Annotated in this window: 22 protein-coding genes and 1 pseudogene; 14 read left to right on the top strand and 9 right to left on the bottom strand. The window is 68.9% G+C overall.

Annotated elements, in window-relative coordinates; genetic code table 11:
• Nucleotides 1-65: 65 nt before the first annotated feature.
• A complete protein-coding gene (locus AB0I89_RS12925; protein WP_357124792.1) occupies nt 66-521 on the top strand; it encodes a hypothetical protein in 456 nt (151 codons plus the stop codon).
• Nucleotides 522-1,044: 523 nt separating this feature from the next.
• Nucleotides 1,045-1,173, top strand: a pseudogene (locus tag AB0I89_RS12920) (IS481 family transposase); the annotation flags it as partial.
• Here AB0I89_RS12920 and AB0I89_RS12915 read toward each other — a convergent pair.
• Nucleotides 1,170-1,562 carry a nuclear transport factor 2 family protein gene (locus AB0I89_RS12915; RefSeq protein WP_357124789.1) on the bottom strand — a complete coding sequence of 131 codons (393 nt, stop codon included), beginning with the start codon at nt 1,560-1,562 and terminating at the stop codon, nt 1,170-1,172. The pseudogene AB0I89_RS12920 and the gene AB0I89_RS12915 overlap by 4 nt on opposite strands.
• A gap of 211 nt (nt 1,563-1,773) precedes the next feature.
• Entirely contained in the window at nt 1,774-2,373 is a 600-nt protein-coding gene (locus AB0I89_RS12910; protein ID WP_357124786.1) for a helix-turn-helix domain-containing protein, read from the bottom strand.
• Between the two features lie 92 nt (nt 2,374-2,465).
• On the opposite strand from AB0I89_RS12910, the gene AB0I89_RS12905 reads away from it, so the two are divergent.
• The 4 genes from AB0I89_RS12905 (at nt 2,466) to AB0I89_RS12890 (ending at nt 5,812) form a co-directional block, all read left to right on the top strand.
• Nucleotides 2,466-3,434, top strand: coding sequence for an NADP-dependent oxidoreductase (locus tag AB0I89_RS12905; RefSeq protein ID WP_357124783.1), 969 nt, complete (start codon nt 2,466-2,468; stop codon nt 3,432-3,434).
• A gap of 501 nt (nt 3,435-3,935) precedes the next feature.
• Complete coding sequence (locus AB0I89_RS12900; protein WP_357124780.1) at nt 3,936-4,190, top strand: hypothetical protein; 255 nt, start codon at nt 3,936-3,938, stop codon at nt 4,188-4,190.
• 136 nt (nt 4,191-4,326) lie between these two features.
• Nucleotides 4,327-5,175, top strand: a complete 849-nt coding sequence (locus AB0I89_RS12895; protein ID WP_357124776.1) for an alpha/beta hydrolase — start codon at nt 4,327-4,329, stop codon at nt 5,173-5,175.
• A 106-nt stretch (nt 5,176-5,281) separates the two neighbouring features.
• Nucleotides 5,282-5,812 carry a VOC family protein gene (locus AB0I89_RS12890; RefSeq protein WP_355047774.1) on the top strand — a complete coding sequence of 177 codons (531 nt, stop codon included), beginning with the start codon at nt 5,282-5,284 and terminating at the stop codon, nt 5,810-5,812.
• Nucleotides 5,813-5,969: 157 nt separating this feature from the next.
• On the opposite strand, the gene AB0I89_RS12885 is transcribed toward AB0I89_RS12890, so the two are convergent.
• Together AB0I89_RS12885 and AB0I89_RS12880 are read right to left on the bottom strand one after the other, a co-directional pair.
• Nucleotides 5,970-7,067: a tartrate dehydrogenase gene (locus AB0I89_RS12885; RefSeq protein WP_357124773.1), complete on the bottom strand. Its 1,098-nt coding sequence runs from the start codon at nt 7,065-7,067 to the stop codon at nt 5,970-5,972.
• Nucleotides 7,064-7,753 (bottom strand): GntR family transcriptional regulator, encoded by a 690-nt coding sequence (locus tag AB0I89_RS12880; protein ID WP_357124771.1) that lies wholly within the window; start codon nt 7,751-7,753, stop codon nt 7,064-7,066. Before AB0I89_RS12880 ends, AB0I89_RS12885 begins: the two co-directional genes overlap by 4 nt.
• Nucleotides 7,754-7,851: 98 nt before the next feature.
• Between AB0I89_RS12880 and AB0I89_RS12875 the strand changes: the two genes are divergently transcribed.
• From AB0I89_RS12875 to AB0I89_RS12855, 5 genes are read left to right on the top strand one after another with little or no spacing between them, the layout of a single operon-like run.
• Nucleotides 7,852-9,111: an MFS transporter gene (locus AB0I89_RS12875; protein WP_357124767.1), complete on the top strand. Its 1,260-nt coding sequence runs from the start codon at nt 7,852-7,854 to the stop codon at nt 9,109-9,111.
• On the top strand, nt 9,111-10,055 hold the full coding sequence (locus AB0I89_RS12870; RefSeq protein ID WP_357124764.1) for an NAD(P)-dependent oxidoreductase: 945 nt from the start codon (nt 9,111-9,113) through the stop codon (nt 10,053-10,055). Before AB0I89_RS12875 ends, AB0I89_RS12870 begins: the two co-directional genes overlap by 1 nt.
• Complete coding sequence (locus tag AB0I89_RS12865; RefSeq protein WP_357124761.1) at nt 10,052-11,716, top strand: FAD-binding dehydrogenase; 1,665 nt, start codon at nt 10,052-10,054, stop codon at nt 11,714-11,716. The genes AB0I89_RS12870 and AB0I89_RS12865 overlap by 4 nt, the downstream gene beginning before the upstream one ends.
• 29 nt (nt 11,717-11,745) lie before the next feature.
• Complete coding sequence (locus AB0I89_RS12860; protein WP_357124757.1) at nt 11,746-13,119, top strand: acyclic terpene utilization AtuA family protein; 1,374 nt, start codon at nt 11,746-11,748, stop codon at nt 13,117-13,119.
• Complete coding sequence (locus AB0I89_RS12855) at nt 13,109-13,495, top strand: DUF4387 domain-containing protein (RefSeq protein ID WP_357124754.1); 387 nt, start codon at nt 13,109-13,111, stop codon at nt 13,493-13,495. Before AB0I89_RS12860 ends, AB0I89_RS12855 begins: the two co-directional genes overlap by 11 nt.
• Here the strand turns inward: AB0I89_RS12855 and AB0I89_RS12850 are convergent.
• Nucleotides 13,477-14,487 carry an NAD-dependent epimerase/dehydratase family protein gene (locus AB0I89_RS12850; RefSeq protein WP_357124751.1) on the bottom strand — a complete coding sequence of 337 codons (1,011 nt, stop codon included), beginning with the start codon at nt 14,485-14,487 and terminating at the stop codon, nt 13,477-13,479. The genes AB0I89_RS12855 and AB0I89_RS12850 overlap by 19 nt on opposite strands.
• Before the next feature lie 48 nt (nt 14,488-14,535).
• On the opposite strand from AB0I89_RS12850, the gene AB0I89_RS12845 reads away from it, so the two are divergent.
• Nucleotides 14,536-15,108: a TetR/AcrR family transcriptional regulator gene (locus tag AB0I89_RS12845; protein WP_357124748.1), complete on the top strand. Its 573-nt coding sequence runs from the start codon at nt 14,536-14,538 to the stop codon at nt 15,106-15,108.
• Nucleotides 15,109-15,143: 35 nt separating this feature from the next.
• On the opposite strand, the gene AB0I89_RS12840 is transcribed toward AB0I89_RS12845, so the two are convergent.
• Nucleotides 15,144-15,944: an SDR family oxidoreductase gene (locus AB0I89_RS12840; RefSeq protein ID WP_357124745.1), complete on the bottom strand. Its 801-nt coding sequence runs from the start codon at nt 15,942-15,944 to the stop codon at nt 15,144-15,146.
• Nucleotides 15,945-16,083: 139 nt separating this feature from the next.
• Between AB0I89_RS12840 and AB0I89_RS12835 the strand changes: the two genes are divergently transcribed.
• Nucleotides 16,084-16,629: a TetR/AcrR family transcriptional regulator gene (locus AB0I89_RS12835; protein ID WP_357124741.1), complete on the top strand. Its 546-nt coding sequence runs from the start codon at nt 16,084-16,086 to the stop codon at nt 16,627-16,629.
• 130 nt (nt 16,630-16,759) lie between these two features.
• On the opposite strand, the gene AB0I89_RS12830 is transcribed toward AB0I89_RS12835, so the two are convergent.
• From AB0I89_RS12830 to AB0I89_RS12820, 3 genes are all read right to left on the bottom strand, one after another.
• The gene (locus AB0I89_RS12830; protein ID WP_357124738.1) at nt 16,760-17,065 is read right to left on the bottom strand and encodes a hypothetical protein; all 306 of its coding nucleotides are present in this window, start codon (nt 17,063-17,065) and stop codon (nt 16,760-16,762) included.
• Between the two features lie 68 nt (nt 17,066-17,133).
• A complete protein-coding gene (locus AB0I89_RS12825; RefSeq protein WP_357124735.1) occupies nt 17,134-18,555 on the bottom strand; it encodes an NAD(P)/FAD-dependent oxidoreductase in 1,422 nt (473 codons plus the stop codon).
• 1 nt (nt 18,556) lies between these two features.
• Nucleotides 18,557-19,117: a hypothetical protein gene (locus tag AB0I89_RS12820; protein ID WP_357124731.1), complete on the bottom strand. Its 561-nt coding sequence runs from the start codon at nt 19,115-19,117 to the stop codon at nt 18,557-18,559.
• A 181-nt stretch (nt 19,118-19,298) separates the two neighbouring features.
• Here AB0I89_RS12820 and AB0I89_RS12815 point away from each other — a divergent pair, with 181 nt between their 5' ends.
• Nucleotides 19,299-19,907: a TetR/AcrR family transcriptional regulator gene (locus AB0I89_RS12815; RefSeq protein WP_357124728.1), complete on the top strand. Its 609-nt coding sequence runs from the start codon at nt 19,299-19,301 to the stop codon at nt 19,905-19,907.
• The last annotated feature ends 98 nt before the right edge of the window (nt 19,908-20,005 follow it).

Here is a 20,005-nt window from a genome sequence, read left to right as displayed (position 1 = left end):
ACGTGTTTCCCGCACGGCATGGACGGGGCACCGAGGATTTCTCGCATCCCCTACCGTCCATACCCATGACCCACCCGTACCAGATGCCCCAACCGCCGAAGCGGCGGACGTTGCGAACCGTGTTGATCGTCGTTGGCGTGCTCGTCGTGCTGTGCTGCGGTGGCGCCGGCATCGGCGGCTTCTTCCTGTACAAGGGAGTCAAGGGGGCAACGGATCCGGCGCGGCAGGCCGCCGAGTCGTTCGTCAGCGACCTGGAGGCGGAGGATGCGGACGCGGCGTACGGACTGTTGTGCGGCGACACGCGCGTCAGGTACACGAGAGAGGCCTTCGTCCAGGGCGTCGCCAAGCAGCCGAAAATCCGCGGCCATAAGGTCACCGGCGTCAATGTGTCGAGCGTCAACGGCCGCACGTCCGCGACGGTGAACATGGCCCTGACCCTGGACAGCGGCTTCACCGACCGGCACCTGTTCGCGTTGGTGAAGGAGGACGACGCCTGGAAGGTGTGCGGCCAGCCGTACTGAGCCCGCACGGGCGTAGGTTCCGCGGCGAAAACCCGTTGTCGCACACCGTGGGGTCGCCGAGCATGGGCGATGTGAGCCGAAGCCTGCGTACAGATCCCCGGGCGCGTCAGGCGCTCCGTCGCGCTCCGGGGTTGGACCGGATCCGGATCCACGTACACGCAGCGCGGCCGGGATTCGCGCATCCGGCCAGCGGATGTGACGTTCGTGAAGTGCTGGAGGTCGTCGGGCCCGCCGCCTGGTACGGACTACGCGTCATCGAGTTGCGGCAGACCGAGGACTTCGACCGCCGATCAGTCCTCTACGGCAAGACCAGAGCACCGGGCGAGATCCTTCTCTACGAACAACCGGCACGCGAAGCGGTTCGGCTGCGGGACTTCATGCGATTTGACGTACTGCTGCACGAGCTTGGCCATCATCTGCTTCAACACCGTGTGCGAAAGGTGGGCAACGTCCAGCGACGGTCGGACCACGAGCGATTCGCGGACACCTTCGCTGCCCAGTGGAAGCCCACTGTCCAGGCTGCACTGAACGCCTCACGAGAGCAGCTCTACCCGCCCGGCTCCACCACCACAATCACCGCGGCCCCACACCGCTACCGCCGGCAAACCCGCCCATCACCAGGTTGACCAACGTCCCTGGGCAATACACCTAGCCGGTGGTCGCCTCGCGCTGGATCTGGTCGAATTCGGCGCCCATTGCGGCGGCCAAGGCCTGCACGGCGGACAGCGGACGAACCATGACCGTAAACTGGTCGACCAGGCCGCTCTCATCCAGATGCAGGAAGTCACAGCCTTCTACGGCGACATCACCCATCCGCGCCTCGAACACCAGCGCGTGATCCGGACCGCCCTCGCCGCTCAACTCCCGGAGGTACCGGAAGTCCTCGAACACCCGCAACACACCCCGCAGAATCGCGGCAGTGATCGGCTTGCCCTGATAGGGCTTGAACGCGACCGGGCTGCGGAACACCACGTTGTCGGCCAGCGACGCCTCAATGGCGTCGAGATCGCCCGCTTCGACCGCCGCACGAAAGTCGATCACCTTCCCAGCGTACGGGCTCGCCGTTTATCTTGGGTCGGCCGATCCGCTGGTGGATTGTGCGGTGATGTTGCGTCATAGACATGTCCATGACGTTGCTTGCCACCGTGCTCAACCAGGTGCGGCCGGCGGTCTCCGTTCCCCCGTAAGCGCGTTCAGCCGAGCGAACCCAGACGCGCCAGCAGCATCGGCGGTCAGACCCTGTGTTGCGGCGTCAAGGGGCGGCTGGTGGCGGGTGGGGCAGCGGGTGGGCACCTTCCGGACGTAGGCCGTCGAAGATGATGGCAAGGTATCGCTGCCACAGGTCGGGCGGGGCGTCCGGCACGTAGCTGGTGACGTAGTTGGGTGCGCACATCAGCAGGATGACGTCGGCGCCGGTGACGTCGGCCCGCACGGCGCCGTGTTCACGAGCCCGATCGACAAGCTCGTGCACTGTGCGGAACATCTGCTCGCGGGCCCTGGTGACGTCCGTGTTCAGTTCGCCGGCTTCCTGCAGGAACGACAGGTCGCGTTGCCGTTGTTGGTCTGCGGCGACGGTGAGGAACTCCAGCAGCGCGGCACCCGGGTCCGCTGCGTCGAGCAACTGTTCGCCGACGGCGTTGAGCGCGTCGATCCGGTCGAGGACGATCGCGGCGAGCAGGTCATCCTTCGTGGCGAAGTGACGGAACAGGGTGCCCTTGCCGAGGCCGGCCCGGCGGGCGATGTCGGCGACCGAGACGTCCAGGCCACGCTCCGCGAACTCATCGGCGGCGGCCGCCAGTAGCAGCCGCCGGTTTCGGGCGGCGTCGGCACGCAACGGGCGGGTTGAGGTCACGCTGCCACCCTAGCAAGTTGACCGCGCGGTCCGTTTATTGCTAGCTTGGCGACCGATAACATGACCGCCCGGTCCGTTTATGGAGGAAGCGCATGAAGGCAGTTGTCGTGACCGGCTACGGGCCGCCCGAGCAATACACCGTGGGGGACGTGCCGGTGCCCCAGCCTGGGCCGGGGCAGATCCAGGTCCGGATCGCCGCCGCCTCGATCAACCCGGCCGATGTCCGGCTGCCCAGCGGCGATTTCCGTGACGTCGTGCCACTGGAGTTCCCACACGTGCCGGGCAACGACTTCGCCGGCACGGTCAGCGAGGTCGGCGCGGGCGTGATGGCCTACCAGGTCGGCGACGAGGTCTTCGGTCAGGCTGTGCCGCGGGCGCTGCGGGCGATGGCCGGTACGACCCGGCCGTCGCTGAGCACCGGCTCACTGGCCGAGTACGCGGTCTTCGAGGCCGACACCCCGTTCCTGGCGCACCGCCCGGCCGGCCTCGACATCGAACAGGCGGCCGCCCTGCCCATCGTCGGCCTGACCGCACGGGCGCTGATGGCAACCGCCAAGGTGCGGCCAGGAGAAACCGTCCTGGTCGTCGGCGCGACCGGCGGCGTCGGAACCGCGGTGGTCCCGCTGCTCGCCGCCGCGAAGGCTCGGGTGATCGCCACGGCGACCGCCGCTGACGCCGGCATCCTCCGCGCTCTCGGCGCCGACCAAACCATCGGGTACGCGGAATCCGAATACCCCTCCGACGTCGACGTCGCGATCAACCTGACCCTGCCGAGTGACGACCTTGCCGGAGTCGCAGGCGTCATCCGCCCGGGTGGACGCCTTCTCACGATCACTTACCCAGTACCGCAGCAGGACTGGATTGGCCGTGACGACGTCGGTCTGCATTTCGTGCTGGACATGGACGGCGCCTTCGGCGGGATGCGGGAAGTCGGTGAACTTGCGGTCCGTGGAGAACTACCGGCCACGATCGGCCGCCGCTACACCCTCGACCAGGGCGCTCAAGCATGCGTCGACTTCGTCCGCCGGCACACGACCGGCAAGCTCGTCGTCACGATGTGAAACACACTGCCATCAGCGCTTCTCGACAAAGGCTTTTTACCACCCCACGCGCGCGCGACAGGACCCTCACGTGACAGCTGACATCCGCGAACTCCAGCAAGCATTCGACCACGCCGAACTGCACGCCGACACCGACCGCTTGAACGCCCTGCTGGCGGATGACTTCATGTCCATCGGCGAGCGGGGCTGAACGCCTCATCAGCGCCCACTGGGCATCGGGCAGATCGGAGGGGTAGCCAAGACGCGCAGCCGCCGCGCCACCTGCCGGCCCGGATCGCCGTTGTTATGCGGCTACGCGGCCCACAAGGACCCTTCCCAACCACGCTCTCATGGGATCTCACCAGTTACGTGCCCGGAACCTACCTGGTCGCGGTAGCTTGACCTCAGGCGCGCAGGACTGGTCGATCATGGCCGATATGGCGGTTCGTGGCGGCGACAGCTCTACGCCGTCTGGAAACAACTCGGAGAGGAGCTATTGAAAAGTGGCTCACAACAGGCTGCTTGAGCGGCTTCGTCCGGCGGCCCGCGCTCGCTGAGGCACAGCGCGATCGGTCCATCGCGCCGGCCCGCGAGGTGAAGACGGTCGAGGAAAAGGCCGCGGTTCTCGGTGGCCGCACGATCACCTTGCCGCTGGACGTGACCGATGCGGCGGCAGCCAAGGCAGCGGACGCAACGGCGGTCGAGACCTTCGGCGGGGTTGACGAGGCGGTCGACGACGACGACGCCCGGCTTCGTTCGGCCCGATCGCACACCTGATCGCTGAGCGAAGGCCGACTGCCGTCCGCTGCGATATCGACGCCTGGCGGAACACACGCCCGCCATCGAATTCGACCAGCCCTGAGCGCTGGCCGCGAACCCTGTCTGAACGTCAACCTCTGACTGGAGGGCGGCCATGATCGCAACCTTGAAGGGGTTCAGCCAGCAACTGGTGCCGGCGAATGGCATCAAGGTCAACGCCGTCACCGGAGGCTCAGGCCCGCCGATCCTTCTGCTTCACGGATGGCCGGAGACCTGGTGGGGATGGCACCGTGCGATGCCGCTGCTGGCCGAGCATTTCAGCGTGGTGGCCATCGATCTGCGCGGCGCGGGTTTTTCCGACTGCCCGCTCGACGGCTACGACAAGGCGACGATGGCACGCGACGCGCACGAAGTCATGGTTGCCCTTGGGCATAAGCGCTATGCCGTGTGCGGACATGACATCGGCGGGATGGTCGCCCTGCCGCAGGCCACCACCTATCGGGAGGCTGTCAGCCACCTGGCCGTCCTGGACGTTCCGCTTCCCGGCTGGACAGAGTGGGAGGCGTCGACCGCGAAGCTCTGGCACTTCAGCTTCCACATGAACCGGGATCTGCCCGAGCGCCTGATCCACGGCCGTGAGTATGAGTATATTTCGACCTTCATGGCTGAGCGGTTCTACGATCACAGCACCTTCAATCCGGCGGACATCGAAATCTACGCGAAGGCGATGGCGCTTCCTGGTCGCACCCGCGGCGGCATGGAGTGGTATCGAACCCTCGCCGCCGACCATGCGGCCGCGCTCGACTACAAGAAGCAACCGCTCGATATTCCGGTGCTGGGTCTCGGCGGGGACCAGCGCTTCGGCGCACAGATGGTGCCGATGCTCAAGGAGTTCGCCAGCAACGTGACGGGCGGCCCGATCGCGCGGTCCAGCCACTATCTCGCGGAGGAACGGCCGGATGAGGTCGCGGCCGCCCTGATCGAGTTCCTCACGGCCAAGTGAAGCTCTGCGACTGCGCCATCGCGGGCCGGGCGGATCGCGACACTACGGGCGAACTGCGTTCACACCCCGTGCCGGTCGATCGGTTGAACAAGAAAGGAATACGGTCATGACCCCACCTGTCATTCGCGGCGTCAATCATATCGGCATCACGGTGCCCGACATCGAAGCCGCGAAAACGTTCTTCGTGGAAGCGTTCGGCGCCCAGGTGATCTACCAGTCCTTCGGACCGGAGGATCCGCCCCGACAGGGACCCGAATTCGAGCGGGCCGTTGGCGCTCACCCCGGAACGGCCGTGCGCGCGCAGGCGATGGTCAAGATCGGAACCGGACCCGATTTCGAACTCTTCGAAATGCACGGCCCCGAACAAGCCCAGCCGGTCCGACCGAGTGACTTCGGCATCACGCACTTCGGCCTCTACACCGACGACATCGACGCCTCGGTCGAGCGCCTCAGAAGAGCCGGCGGCACTCCCCTCACGGAGCCTCGCGCTATTCCCTATACCACCGAACAAGGTCCCGGAAACAAGGTCTGCTACTGCCGCACGCCCTGGGGCACGACGATGGAATTCATCACCACGCCCGACCGCATGCCCTATCACGACCAGACGGATCTGCGCAGGTGGCAGGACGAAGACTGAGCAATGTCTCGTCACCCGGTGACGGCCCGCGGTTCGGGCCCCTCATCAGGATCGACGCAAAGGTGCCGCCCGTCGGTACCAGCATCACCCAGAGGTACCGGCATGCCCGACTCCGCGCACACCCAACGGCACCCGGAGCGGTCCGTTCGCCACCACCTCATGCGGTGGCGGACGGGCGTTCGCTGACCCTCTCGGCGATCGCCCGGCCCAGTTCCGCCGTCGTGCCGGTGCCGTGCAGGTCGGGGGTCAGTGGTGCCTGTCCGGGCCCGTACGCCAGGACGTCCTCGACCGCGCCGAGCAGGTGGGCGGCGGCCTCGGGGTGGCCGAGGTGCTCCAGCATCATCGAGCCGCACCAGATCTGGCCGATCGGGTTGGCGATGCCTTTGCCGGCGATGTCGGGTGCGGAGCCGTGCACGGGCTCGAACAGGCTCGGGTGCTCACGCTCAGGGTTGATGTTGGCGCTCGGGGCGATGCCGAGGGTGCCGGTACAGGCCGGGCCGAGGTCGGAGAGGATGTCGCCGAACAGGTTGCTGGCCACGACCACGTCGAACCACTCCGGGTGGAGCACGAACTGCGCCACGAGCGCGTCGATGTGGAACTTGTCGAGGCGAACGTCGGGGAACCGCTCGCCCATCGCGGCCACCCGCTCGTCCCAGTACGGCATGGAGATGGAGATGCCGTTGCTCTTGGTGGCGGACGTCAGGTGCCGCTTCGGGCGACGGTTGGCCTGCTCGAAGGCGAAGCGCAGGACACGGTCGACGCCGACGCGCGTCATGACCGTCTCCTGTAGGACGGTTTCCCGGTCGGTGCCCTCGAAGATCCGCCCGCCCACGCTGGAGTACTCGCCCTCGGTGTTCTCCCGGACGACGACGAAGTCGATGTCGCCCGGGTGCCGGCCGGCCAGGGGGCTGCGGACGCCGGGCATGAGCCGGCAGGGGCGCAGGTTCACGTACTGGTCGAAGACCCGCCGGAACTGCAGGAGGCTGCCCCAGAGCGAGACATGGTCGGGTACGACCTCCGGCCAGCCCACCGCGCCGAAGTAGATGGCGTCGTAGCCCCGCAGCGTCTGTTCCCAGTCGGGCGGCAGCATCGCGCCGTGCCGCTGCCAGTAGTCGGCGCTGGCGAAATCGAAGCTGTCGAAGGTGAGCGTCAGGCCGAAACGACGTGCGGTGGCGTGCAGCGCGTCGAGGCCGGCCGGGACGACCTCCTTGCCGATGCCGTCACCGGGAATGACGGCGATCCGGTGGGTGGTCACGGCGCCTCCCGAAGCGCCGCGAGGCCGCCCTGCGAGTCCTCGAGCGCGATGCGTTCCGCGGCGGCGGAGTCGCCCGCACGCAGCGCCCGGACCAGGGCCCGGTGGCTGCTGTATCGCTCCAGGCCGAACGTGTCGTCCTCCGCCACCCGTTGCAGAAGCAGCTCCCGACGCTGCGGGCGGGAGAACACGCGGCTCTGCTCGAGCATCCGGACCAGCACCGGGTTGTGCGCGCAGGCGCTGACCGTGTCGTTGAACTGCTGCATGGTGTCGAACAGCTCGGCGAGGTGCCGCTCGACCGGCCCGCCCTGGGCGGACCGCTCCTTGAGAAGGATCAGCAGGTCGTCAGCACGGTCGAGAATGCCGTCCAGCGCGTCGAGCTGCTCGGCGGTGGCGTGTCGGGCGGCGAAGCGGGCGACGAGGCCACGCAGGCCGACCTCCACCTCCGCGAGGTCGTCGATGGCGGCGTCGCGGATGGCGGCGACCAGCACGGTACGCGGCCCGATCCGCTCGATCAGCCCGTCGAGCTCCAGCCGGCGCAGGGCCTCACGCACCGGTGTCGGGCTGACCGCGAGCCGCTCGGCCATGCCGCGTTCGGTGACCTTCTCCCCCGGCGCGAGTTCGCCGGTGGCGATCGCGGTGCGAACTTGTCGGTACGCCTGGTCGGCGAGCGTGCCGGCTGTCGTCATGACCGCACTCTAGCGCATGACATAGCAAGTTCGTTTGCAACTGTTGACGAGTTTGCTACAGCAATTTAACGTGACCTGGGACACAAGGAGGTGGACGTGTGTCCAACCGGCGGATCACGTTCTTCATAGCCCTCGCACTCTTCGCTCAGGAATCAACCTGGAACTTCTATGACAATCAGGTGCCCGTGCTGCTGCGCGAGCACGTGACGAGCGCGGCGCTCGTGGGCGCGCTGATGGGGATGGACAACCTGCTGGGAATCTTCATCCAGCCCTGGATCGGCAACCGGTCCGACAACACCCGGACCCGGTGGGGACGGCGGATCCCGTACCTCGCGGTGGGCATGCCCCTGGCCGCGCTGGTCTTCGTCCTGCTGCCGTGGACCACGTCGCTGGCGACCCTGGTCGTGGTGATGTTCTGCTACGCCCTGATCGCCAACACCACACGACCGCTGGCGGAGTCGTTGGTGCCGGACTTCCTGCCCCCACAACGGCGAAGCCGGGCGAACGCCGTCGTGAAGATCGCGACCGCGCTGACCATCATCGTCGCGTCGCTGATCAGCCTGCTCGTGGTGGACGAGCATCCAAGGGCAGCCTTCGTCATCCCGTCGGTGATCATGCTGGCCGCCACGTTCGTGCTGCTGGCCAAGGTGCGCGACAGCCAGTCGGCGGCCTACCAGGCCGCGGTGGCCGAGGAGGCCTCCGCCGGCCCCGCCGCGGTCAGCCAACCGCTGCGGCAGATCGTCTCCGGCCTGTTCACCGACCAGGATCGCCGCCGGCTCCTGCTGCTGCTGACCGTCCTGCTCTTCGGCGGGGCATGGTTCGCCTCCCGGTCGCTGATCACCCCGTACGGCATGGAGGCGCTGGGTCTGAGCCGCGGCGACGCGGGCGGGCTCACCCTGCCCAGCGGCATCGTCTACGTGGCTGCCGCCTATCCGGCCGCACTGTTGGCCGAGCGCTTCGGCCGGCTGCGGATCATCGCCGTGGGCATCACCGTCTTCGCCGTCGCGCTGGCGGCGGGCGCCATCGTGCAGACCGCCACCGGTACGGTCGTCGCGTTCTGCGTGGCCTCGGCCGGCGCCGCCGCCTTCACGATCAACGCGGCGGTGGCGCTGTGGAACCTGGCGCCGTCCAGCCGGGTGTTCGGCGCCTACACCGGCCTGTACGCGGTCACCTGGTACCTGGGCGGCTTCGGCGGCCCCGCCCTGATCGGCGGCGTGATCGACCTGGTCGGCTGGGACGGGATGCTGCTCTACATCGCGGTGCTCGCCCTACTCGCCATGCTCGTCGTCGTACGTCTCGAACGCCTGCAGCGTGTGCACCGGGCCAACCGGGCCGGCACCCTCACGGGAAGCGAATGATGTCGACCATCCTCATCACCACTGACTACCTCGCCCCCGGTGACGAGGTGGACACCTACCTGACCGGGCTCGGCTTCACGACCCGGCACGACCCCATGCGGGGACCACGCCGGCCGGAGCAGCTGATCGCGGCCCTGGCCGGCGTCGAGGGGGCGCTGATCGCCAACGAGCCGATGACCGCGGAGGTGCTGCGCCAGGCATCGGACCTGCGCGCCGTCGTGCGTACCGGAGTCGGGTACGACTCCGTCGACGTGGCCGCCGCCGGCCGGCTCGGGATCAGCGTGAGCAATCTGCCCGGGATCAACGCCAACGCGGTGGCCGAGTACACCCTGGGGTTGCTGCTCGCCCAGGCCCGGTGCCTGGTGCCGATGGCCGCGGGGGTGGCCGCCGGCGGCTGGCCCCGCGCCGACGGCCACGAGCTGCGCGGCAAGACGCTCGGCCTGATCGGGCGGGGCGCGGTGGCCCAGCGGGTGGCGCCGCTGGCCGCCGTCTTCGGCATGACAGTGCTGTGCACCGGCAGCCTTCCCGCGCCGGTCACCCGGGTCACGCTCAACGAGTTGCTGCGCGCCGCCGACTTCGTGTCGGTCCACACCGCACTGACCCCGCTCACGCGCCACCTCATCGACAGCGCGGCGTTGGCCCGGATGAAGCCGGGCGCGCACCTGATCAACACCGCCCGCGGGCCACTCGTCGACGAGGTCGCCCTGGTCGAGGCGGTCCGGTCCGGCCGGCTGGCGGGCGCAGCCCTCGACGTGGTGGACGTGGAGCCGCTGCCCGCCGACAGCATCCTGCGCGGCGTGGCCGGCATCACTGTCTTCTCGCATATGGCCGGGCAGACTGCCGAGGCCCGGCTGGCCGCGGGGATGGAGGGCGCCAAGGAACTCGTCGCCGCCCTCGACGGCCGGCCGGCCCACTCGCTCACCGAACCGAAGGAGCCGGCATGACCACCACAACAGCGGACGCGGACGTGATGGTGATCGGCGCGGGCCTCGCCGGACTGGTGGCCACCGCCGAACTCGTCGCCGCTGGCCGATCCGTCCTGCTGCTGGACCAGGAGCCCGAGCAGAGCCTCGGCGGCCAGGCGTTCTGGTCGTTCGGCGGGCTGTTCCTGGTCGATTCGCCCGAGCAGCGCCGGATGGGCATCCGCGACTCGACCGAACTCGCCTGGCAGGACTGGCAGGGCAGCGCCGGTTTCGACCGCCCCGAGGACGCCTGGCCACGGCGCTGGGCCGAGGCGTACGTCGACTTCGCCGCCGGCGAGAAACGCGCGTGGCTGCGGGGCCTCGGCGTCAAGATGTTCCCCATCGTCGGCTGGGCCGAACGCGGGGGCTACGACGCCACCGGACACGGCAACTCGGTGCCCCGCTTCCACGTCACCTGGGGTACCGGACCGGGCCTGCTCGAACCCTTCATCGCGATCGTGCGGGAGGCGGCCGGCCGCGGCCTCGTCCGGTTCGCCTTCCGGCACCGGGTCGACGCGCTGACCGTCAGCGACGGCGCGGTGGTCGGTGCCACGGGCCGGGTCCTGGAGCCCAGCGAGGCCGTCCGCGGCAGCGCCAGCTCGCGGGAGGAGATCGGCGACTTCGCCTACACCGCGCAGGCCGTCATCGTCACCTCCGGTGGTATCGGCGGCAACCACGACCTGGTCCGCCGCAACTGGCCGGCACGGCTCGGTACGCCGCCCACCCACCTGATCAGCGGCGTGCCCGCCCACGTGGACGGCCGCATGCTGACCATCACGCAGGACGCTGGCGGCGCCGTGATCAACCCGGATCGGATGTGGCACTACGTCGAGGGCATCCAGAACTGGAACCCGATCTGGGACAAGCACGGCATCCGGATCCTGCCCGGGCCGTCCTCTGTCTGGCTCGATGCGCGCGGACGACGGCTGCCGGTGCCGCTCTACCCCGGATTCGACACCCTCGGCACGCTCGCCCACCTGCGCACCACCGGCCACGACCACAGCTGGTTCATTCTCACCCAGAAGATCATCGAGAAGGAGTTCGCGCTCTCCGGCTCCGAACAGAACCCGGACCTGACCGGTCGCAGCGTCAAACAGGTACTCGGCCGCCTCCGTGCCGGCGCGCCGGCGCCGGTGGAGGCATTCAAGCAGCGGGGGGCCGACTTCGTCGTGGCCAACCGGCTGGACGAGCTGGTGAAGGGCATGAACGCGCTCACCGACGAGCCACTGCTGGACCCGCTCGACATCCAGCGCACGATCGAGGCGCGCGACCGGGAGCTGGCCAACAGCTTCACCAAGGACATGCAGATCGCCGCCATCCGTAACTTCCGAAACTACCGGGGCGACCGGCTCATGCGGACGGCGGCGCCGCACCGACTCCTCGACCCGAAGGCCGGGCCGCTGATCGCCGTACGCCTGCATGTGCTCACCCGCAAGACCCTGGGCGGCCTGCACACCGACCTCGATGGTCGGGTGCTGGACGGTGCCGGTCAGCCGGTACCCGGGCTCTACGCCGCCGGCGAGGCCAGTGGGTTTGGCGGCGGCGGCATGCACGGCTACCGCGCGCTGGAAGGCACCTTCCTGGGCGGCTGTCTCTTCTCCGGCCGCCAGGCCGGCCGCGCCGTGGCCGCCACCGTCGGATGACCGGCTCGTACCCGCGAAATGAGGAAAGCGTGACCCCCGACCGCGTACGCATTCTCGTGCCCTCCGGCATGCTCGGCTCGGGATTCCCGCCCGAGATCGTCGACCGTGGGCTGGAACTCGGTGCCGACGTCATCGCCGTGGATGGAGGGTCGACCGACTCCGGCCCGTACTATCTGGGCACCGGCACGGCCAAGACCACCGCGGCGGCCGTGGCCCGCGACCTGCGCCTGCTGCTCCGGGCGGCGGCGAAAGCGCGTATCCCGCTGATCGTCGGCTCGTGCGGTACCAGCGGCACCGACTCCGGCGTGGACTGGGTCGCCGGGATCGCCCGCGGCATCCTGGCCGAGGAAGGGCTGGACCTGCGGGTCGCCACCATCTACAGCGAGCAGCGGGCCACCGACCTCAAGGACCATCTTGACCGGGGCCGGATCCACCCGCTCCCGCCGGCCGGCGACCTCGATCCGGCGACGTTGGACAGCTGCCAGCACATCGTGGCGATGATGGGCCATGAGCCGATCGCTGAGGCGCTGTCGGGCGGGGCCGACGTGGTACTGGCCGGGCGCGCCACCGACACCGCCGTGGCCGCCGCCTTCCCGCTGATGGCCGGCATGCCGGCCGGCCCGACCTGGCACGCCGCCAAGATCATCGAGTGTGGCGCGCAGTGCACCACGAACCCGCGCTCCAGCGGGGTCTTCGCCACCATCGACGCCACCGGCTTCATCATCGAGCCGCTGGACCCGGCCGTCGCCTGCACGCCCACCTCGGTCGCCGCGCACATGCTCTACGAGACCGCCGACCCGTTCTCGATGCGGGAACCGGCCGGCACGCTGATGGTCGCCGACGCCACCTACCGGGCCCTGGACGAGCGGCGGGTACGGGTGGAGGGCTCCCGGTTCGAGCCGGCCCCGTACACGAACAAGCTTGAGGGGGCCCGGATCACCGGCTACGAGACGATGTCGTTCACCGCCATCCGCGACCCGCACATCCTCCGCCAGATCACCACCTGGGCGCAGCTGCTGCGGCGGGTCACCACGGATCGGGTCGCCCAGACGCTCGGGCTCAGCGCCGACGACTACGCCTTCGACATCCGCCTGTACGGCTACGACGCCGTACTGGAGGCGAAGGACCCGGACACCCGGACACCCCGCGAGGTCGGCGTGATGCTCCTGGTCCGCGCCGCGGATCAGCAGACGGCCACCGCCGTCGCGAAGATCGCCAATCCGCTCATGCTGCACCTGCCCACGCCCGACATGGACTACCTGCCCAGCCTCGCGTTCCCCTACTCCCCCGCCGAGACCGAGCGCGGGGCGGCGTACGAGTTCGTCCTCCACCACGTCGTCGACGTGGACTCGCCCACCAGCCTCTTCCGCATCCACCTCCCGGAGGACAGTGTTGTCCGATAACGCCCACCCCCGCACCGTCGCCGACCTCGCGCTGGAGGTCCGGTCGAAGAACGCCGGCCCGTTCTGGGTGACGATGGAACTGTTCATGCGCGACACTGCCGGGTACGCCCTGGTAGCCGACCCGGGCTTCCTGGACGCGCCGCTGGTCGCCCGCCTCTACGGCGTACCGGCCGACACCATCCGCATCTTCCGGATACCGGCGCTGAACGTCGTCAAGATTTCGTTCCCGCGCCCGGTGGCGCAGGGCAGCCTGCGCGACCGGGACATCCACGCCGGGCAGCACCACGTGCCCCTGGCCATGCTCCCGCTGCCCGACTCCCCCGCCACCGACGACACCTCGGCTGACCAGGCTGGGGCTCACCTGTTCGCGACCTGATAGGAGCCGGAGCGTACGTCCTCCGGGAGGGCGGGACCGCTGGTGCTCCAGCCGAACGTGGTGCGCGCTCTGTCGGAGGTGATGCGCGCCGAGGATCGGAGCAACGCGGCCATCGGCCCCATGGCGCTCTCCGCCTGTTCGGCGGTGATCGAGGTCGCGGTGGCTCCGGTCAGGTCCGCGATCGCCTCGGCAAGTTCGCGGAAGCTGAACTGTTGCGGTCCGGCCGCGTTGTAGATGCCCGCTACCGGGCGCTCCAGGGCCGTCAGGTACAGGCGGGCGAGATCGTCCACGTGCACCGGGGTCCACTCGTTGTCGCCGGCGTCGATGTAGGTGGCCGCGCCCGAGCGGGTCGCGGCGTCGATCAGACTGGTCAACAGCAGGGAGCCGCCCCGACCGTAGACCAGACCCGCGCGGATGATGAGGCCGGTCAGGCCCGCCGCCTCGCGCACCAGTCGCTCGCCGACGAGCTTGAAGGGCTGCGGGCCCGGCTCCGGCAGTTCCGCGTCCTCGTCGCGGGAATGGTCGGGGTCGAGCCCGTAGACCAGGTTCGTGCTGGTGTAGAGGAACGGCTTGCCGGTGCCTGCCCTGCCCGCCCCACGGGTCAGCGCCGCCACGGCAGCGGCCTCTGCCCTGATCGCGTCCTCGCCACCGAAGTAGTCGACTGCGGTGTGCACCACCGCATCGGCTTCCGCGGAAGCCTGCTCAAGGAGCGCGGTGTCGGTCAGGTTGCCGAGCAGAGGAAACGCACCCGCCGCTGCCGCCTTGGCTGCTGATTCCGGGGACCGGGTCAGCGCTACCACGTCGTGGCCTGCCGCGACGAAGTGTTCGACGAGCACCGAGCCCAGGTAGCCGGTGCCGCCGGTGATGAGGATCCGCATGTTCTCTCCAGAGCCGAGCGATCGGTGAAACGGATGGACCATCCGTTTGCCAACCGTAGCACGAACCGGATGGGCCATCCGTTTCGCCGGCCTGAGCCGCCCATTGGGGGCCACGGCTCCAGGTGGGGGCAAGTGGAGCTGCTATCCGCTTATGCTGGAGGAGTGACCGCCTCGCCGCCCCGTAAGGACGCAGTACGCAACCGCCAGCGGATCATCGAGATTGGCCGGAAACTGGTCGCGGACGGCACCCCGATTCAGCTGAACGAGGTGGCCCGCGCGGCCGGCGTAGGCGTCGCCACGGTATACCGGCACTTCCCGACGCCTCAGGCGCTGATCGAGGCGGTGTCGGTGGACGGACTTGAGACGTTGATCCAGGCCGCCGAACGGGCCGCGCAGCAGGACGACCCCTGGACGGCCTTCCGTGATCTCCTGGTCAGGGTCGTGGACGCGCAACTACTCGACGCCGCCCTGTCCTCGGTCCTGTCCACGCCCACGACCACCCTGCCGGGCACCGCGGACCTGCTCGATCAGTTGTCCTCGCTGTTCAACACGCTGTTCGTACGGGTCAGGGCCGCAGGGCTGCTGGCGCCCGGCATCACGCTCGCCGACATGACGCCACTGATGTGTGGAGTCGCCTTCTCGGCCAGGATGCACCCAGCCACCGACACGCAACAGCAAGCCGCCGCCGGCCGCCACTACCTCGATGTCGTGCTGAACGGGATACGGGCCCGCTGAGCGCCGCAGGGACCACAACGCAAACCCGGTCGCGGCTACTCCGGCGGCCCCTGGTCGACGGAGAGACCGAGATGCGTCCCACCGGAGGCGTCGATCACCTGGCCGGTCACCCATCGCGCGGCTGGAGAAGCAAGGAAGGCGACCACGTCCGCGATATCCGCCGGCTCTCCGACCCGACGCAGGGCCGAGAGCCCGGTGACGACCTCGCGTAGCGCCGGTTGGGCGGCGAACCAGGCCACGTTGTTCTCGGTGGCGGTGGTCCCGGGCATCACCGCGTTCACCGTGATACCCCGAGGGCCCAGTTCCTGTGCCAGCGTGACGCTGAGCGTGTTGATCGCGCCCTTCGTCATGGCATACGCGAGAGTGCCGGGTATCGCGACCCGGGTGGCGACGGACGAGACATTGACGATCCGACCACCGTCGCGGAGCAGGTTCAGGCCCCGCTGGATCACGAAGAACGGCGCTTTCACGTTGATCGCGAACAACTCGTCGAAGTCACCCGGCCGTGCGGTGGAAAGCGTCGGCGTGGCCCCGCCGATCGCCGCGTTGTTCACCAGCACATCGATGCCGCGCGGCGCGCCGCGTTCGGCCAACCCGGCCTCCACGCCAGCCCAGAGCCGATCGGCATCACCCGCCACGCCGAGCTGCGCGCCGACCGCGAACGCGGCGTCACCCGCCTCGGTGATCTGCGCGACGGTCTCTTGCGCGGCCGACTCGCTCGTGCCGTAGTGCACCACCACCAGTGACCCAGCCGCGGCGAGCCGCTTGGCAATCGCGCGGCCGATGCCCCGGCTCGCGCCGGTGACGAGGCTTGTCGTGCCCTCCATCGTTTCCATGATCTCCCCTTCGTGTCGCGTATCGAAGCAGCTACCACGGTCCGACCCTCGTCGTAGGCTCGGCAACGGACTGAGGTATCGCGGCGTACGGTTGTTGCACTTCTTCATGCGGAGAAACGTCCACGCGTACGCTCGTTTGATGCGCTGGGACGCCGAGGAGAAGCGACGCCGAATCCTGGCCGCGGCACGGCGCGCCTTCGCCGAGAAGGGCGAGGACGTCACGGTGGCTCGGATCGCTCGCAGCGCCGGTGTGTCCGTCGCCACCGTCTACCGGCGCTTTCCCACCCGGGACCGTCTCATCACCGACGCTTACGGCGATCAGTGGAACGATTGCGCGGCCATGCACGCCGAAGCCCTCAGCGACCCGGACCCGGCGCGTGCGCTGCGGGAACTGATTCGCACGCTTTGCGCGTACCAGTTACAGGACAGAGGCTTCACCAGGGCCTACGTCGAGGCGGTGGTCACCGGACGCGGGCTCGACCACGAGCGGCAGGAGACCGAACGGGTCATCGCCCGGCTGCTGCAGCAGGCACAGGCGATGGGCACCGTCCGCGCCGACCTGACCGTCGCCGATTTCCGGCTGCTGATCGCGGCCCACCACGGCGTCGTCCTGGCCGCTGGGCCCGACGCCGCCACGGCTTCCCAGCGCTATCTCGCACTGATGCTGCGCACGCTCCAACCCTGAAATATCGCCGCCCGAAGCTCGAGGTCGACCAGGTCTTTCGTCGGCTGCGGTGGAAGCGGTCCCGAGGCCGCCGCAGCGCACGAACCGGGCGCAGGCGTCCTTTCCGCCTACGCCCGGGAAGCGCTGATCGTCAAGCCTGTTCGATGTCCGAGAACAGGCCCTTGAACGGGACCTGCGTCCCCGCGAGGGTGCCGAAAACATCAGCGGCAACGGTTGTCGCGACCGCCGCGGAGGCGTCGTCGTAGCTGTCGAAGTAGAGGTCGAGCGTCCGGTACGCGGGGGTAGCGGTGCCATCCTCCTTCGGCCACACCTTCGCAGACTCGAGTCGCCGCAGCTTCGGGAACTTCGCTGCGGCAGCCTTCACGTCCGCGTAGGCCCGCTCGAAGTCGTCGGGGCTCGCCGGGTTGTCGATGATGATTGTGATCTTGGTCGGCACGGGGCTCTCCTCAAAGTGGAAGGAATGATTGTTCTATTTCGGACACAACTAACGCCGCGGACCCGAATTCAGCGGCCGTAGGTCTCCAACAGCCGCAGCCACACCTCACTGACGGTCGGGTAGGCCGGAACCGCGTGCCACAGTCGGTCCAACGGGACCTCGCCGACGATGGCGATGGTCGCGGCGTGGATCAGTTCCGCGACGTCCGGGCCGGCGAGGGTGAGGCCGACGATCACCTTGCGGTCCTCGTCGACGACCATCCGGGCGTGTCCCCGGTAGCCATCGGCGTGCAGGGAAGCTCCGGCGACCGCCCCAAGGTCGTAGTCCACGACCCGGATCCGCAGCCCAGCTGCCTCGGCCGCAGCCGCGGTCAAGCCCACCGACGCGATCTCCGGATCGGTGAAGACCACCTGCGGCACCGCCCGCTCGTCAGCCGTCGCCACGTGCCGGCCCCACCGGCCGTCCTCGACCTTCGCACCCTTTGCCCGGGCCACGATCACGTCGCCCACCGCCCGCGCCTGGTACTTGCCCTGATGGGTCAGCAGCACCCGCCGGTTCACATCGCCCGCCGCATAGAGCCACTCGCCGCCGCCGACGACACGCAAGGTGTCGTCGACCGCCAGCCAGGCGCCCGGCGCCAGCCCGACCCGGTCGAGGCCGATGTCCTGGGTGTTCGGCGTACGACCGACCGCCACCAGCACCTCGTCAGCTTCGATCCGCTCGCCGGACGCGGTCTTGAGGTGGACGACTCCGCTGTCGTCGCGGTTGACGGCGACGGCCTCCGCGCCGAGGTGTACGGACACGCCGGCCTCGCGCAACGACTCGGTGACCAGTTCACCGGCGAACGGCTCCGCCGACGGCAACACACCGTCGCGGACCAGCACCGTCACCGCGGACCCCAGGGCGGCGAACGCGGTCGCCATTTCGGCGGCCACGACGCCACCACCGATGATGGCGAGCCGACGGGGAACCGAACTGGCCGAAGCGGCCTCGCGGCTGGACCACGGCGTCGCCTCGCGCAGCCCCGGGATATCCGGCAACAGGGCGCTGCTGCCCGTTGCGACGACCACGGCGTGCCGCGCGGTCAGCGTCGTCGTGACACCGTCGACGCCGGTCACCTCGACAACGCGGGCGGTACTGATCCGCCCCTGACCGCGGTGCAGCGCGATGCCCGCCGACGCCAGCCAGGACACCTGACCGTCGTCCTGCCAATGCGACGCGAAGGAGTCCCGCCGGCCCAGCACCGCAGCCGCGTCCAGGTCTCCCGTCACCGCCTCCCGCGCCCCCGGCAGTTGGCGAGCCGCGCGCAAGGCGGACGCGCTGCGCAGCAACGCCTTGGTCGGCATGCAGGCCCAGTACGAGCACTCACCCCCGACCAACTCCCGCTCGACGATCGCGGCGGTCAGCCCGCCCCGGACGACCCGATCGGCCACGTTCTCCCCGACCGGACCGGCGCCGATCACAATGACGTCGTACTCGATGGTGGTCATGTCAGTTGCCCTTCGCGGCGCGGCCGAGGCGGATGGCCGCGATGAGGAAGAAGATGGCGCCGGGAATGGCGTAGCCGGCGGCGTTGGTCAGCGCCGGGTTGTCCGCGGCGGCGCCGGCGATGAAGGACCCACCAGCCAGGACCGAGATGCCGCCGCTGATGATCATCGGCCACTGGCCGCCCATCTTGCGACGGGTGACACCGACGATCAACTGGACCAGACCGGCGACGATCGCCCAGGCGCCCCACACCCGCAGAACGGCGGGGATACCGGACGCGCCTGCGACACCCAGACCGACGGCCGTGATCAGGCTGACCGCGATGTTCACGTACAGCAGGGTCGGCGAGCCGGTGGTCCGCGACGAACGGAGGTCGTAGATGGCGGCGCCCACGTCGAACAGCGGGTAGATCACGAAAAGCGTCACCGCGAGCGGACCGATCTCCTTGGCGGTGGCGATCGTCACGAGGGCCCACACGATGGCGAACGCGAAGCGGACGAAGTAGAGCCGCCGCAGCGCGGAGGCCGTCTGGGAAATACCGGGCGAAGCAGCAATGGTGGTCACGGGTGACCCTTTCAGCGGAGGGGCTAGGGAGACCGATCGTTCTGTCTTGTCGAGCATGACACGCTCCACCAATATCGTCAAGACCGAACGTTCTATCCACTCCCCCGACCCTGCGCTACCCACCGCTGGCTAGCGCTGTCGAGACCCTTAGACCGAACGTTCTATCCGCTACCATGGCGACATGACGCCCACCGCATCCGGTGCCCGGCCCTCCGAGGCGCGCCAACGGCTCCTTGCCACGGCAACCAGGATCTTCTACTCGGAGGGCATCCATTCCGTCGGCGTAGATCGGATCATCGCCGAGGCGAAGGTGACCCGGGCCACCTTCTACCGGCACTTCCCCAGCAAGGACGATCTCATCCTCGCCTACCTGCGTGAGATCCATGAGATGGATCGCGGCGGGGTCGACACGGTCATCACCGCCGACGCACGACCGGTCGCCCCACTCCTGGCCATCGCCAACTCGATCGCCGAGAGCATCCAGTCCCCGGGGTTCCGTGGATGCGCGTTTCTGAACGCCGCGGCGGAGTATCCAGACACGGAACATCCCGTACGTCAGGAGATCATCGCCCACCGGCAATGGTTCCTGGACACGCTCACCACGCTGATGGCGCAGGTCCAGGAGGAGACGGCAGAGTCCGCCGCGCGTCACTTCGTCATGCTCCGCGACGGTGCCATGGCAGCCGGATGCCTCTTCGACCCCGCGTTGGTTTCCGAGACCTTCCTCCGCGGCATCGAAGGACTCCTCCGGATCACCGCCGAGCGCCAGTCGACCGAATCCGCCGGCTAGGGCCTGTTTCATAAGGGCGGTCGAGCCGAGGCGGAGTCCGGGCGGCGATCCGGCAAGGCGCGGTTTCGTCCGGATACCGGTGTTGTATCCGGACGAAA

The sequence above is a fragment of the Micromonospora sp. NPDC049801 genome, from assembly GCF_040656575.1.
Taxonomy (GTDB): Bacteria; Actinomycetota; Actinomycetes; order Mycobacteriales; family Micromonosporaceae; genus Micromonospora.
This window is presented reverse-complemented; position numbering and strand designations above follow the sequence as displayed.

Bases quoted from the DNA above. Each gene is read 5' to 3' on its own strand.
- AB0I89_RS12895 (WP_357124776.1), top strand. From the start codon at position 4,327: ATGATCGCAACCTTGAAGGGGTTCAGCCAGCAACTGGTGCCGGCGAAT.
- AB0I89_RS12880 (WP_357124771.1), bottom strand. From the start codon at position 7,753: ATGACGACAGCCGGCACGCTCGCCGACCAGGCGTACCGACAAGTTCGC.
- AB0I89_RS12925 (WP_357124792.1), top strand. From the start codon at position 66: ATGACCCACCCGTACCAGATGCCCCAACCGCCGAAGCGGCGGACGTTG.
- AB0I89_RS12890 (WP_355047774.1), top strand. From the start codon at position 5,282: ATGACCCCACCTGTCATTCGCGGCGTCAATCATATCGGCATCACGGTG.
- AB0I89_RS12905 (WP_357124783.1), top strand. From the start codon at position 2,466: ATGAAGGCAGTTGTCGTGACCGGCTACGGGCCGCCCGAGCAATACACC.
- AB0I89_RS12825 (WP_357124735.1), bottom strand. From the start codon at position 18,555: ATGACCACCATCGAGTACGACGTCATTGTGATCGGCGCCGGTCCGGTC.
- AB0I89_RS12865 (WP_357124761.1), top strand. From the start codon at position 10,052: ATGACCACCACAACAGCGGACGCGGACGTGATGGTGATCGGCGCGGGC.
- AB0I89_RS12815 (WP_357124728.1), top strand. From the start codon at position 19,299: ATGACGCCCACCGCATCCGGTGCCCGGCCCTCCGAGGCGCGCCAACGG.
- AB0I89_RS12840 (WP_357124745.1), bottom strand. From the start codon at position 15,944: ATGGAAACGATGGAGGGCACGACAAGCCTCGTCACCGGCGCGAGCCGG.
- AB0I89_RS12870 (WP_357124764.1), top strand. From the start codon at position 9,111: ATGTCGACCATCCTCATCACCACTGACTACCTCGCCCCCGGTGACGAG.
- AB0I89_RS12835 (WP_357124741.1), top strand. From the start codon at position 16,084: ATGCGCTGGGACGCCGAGGAGAAGCGACGCCGAATCCTGGCCGCGGCA.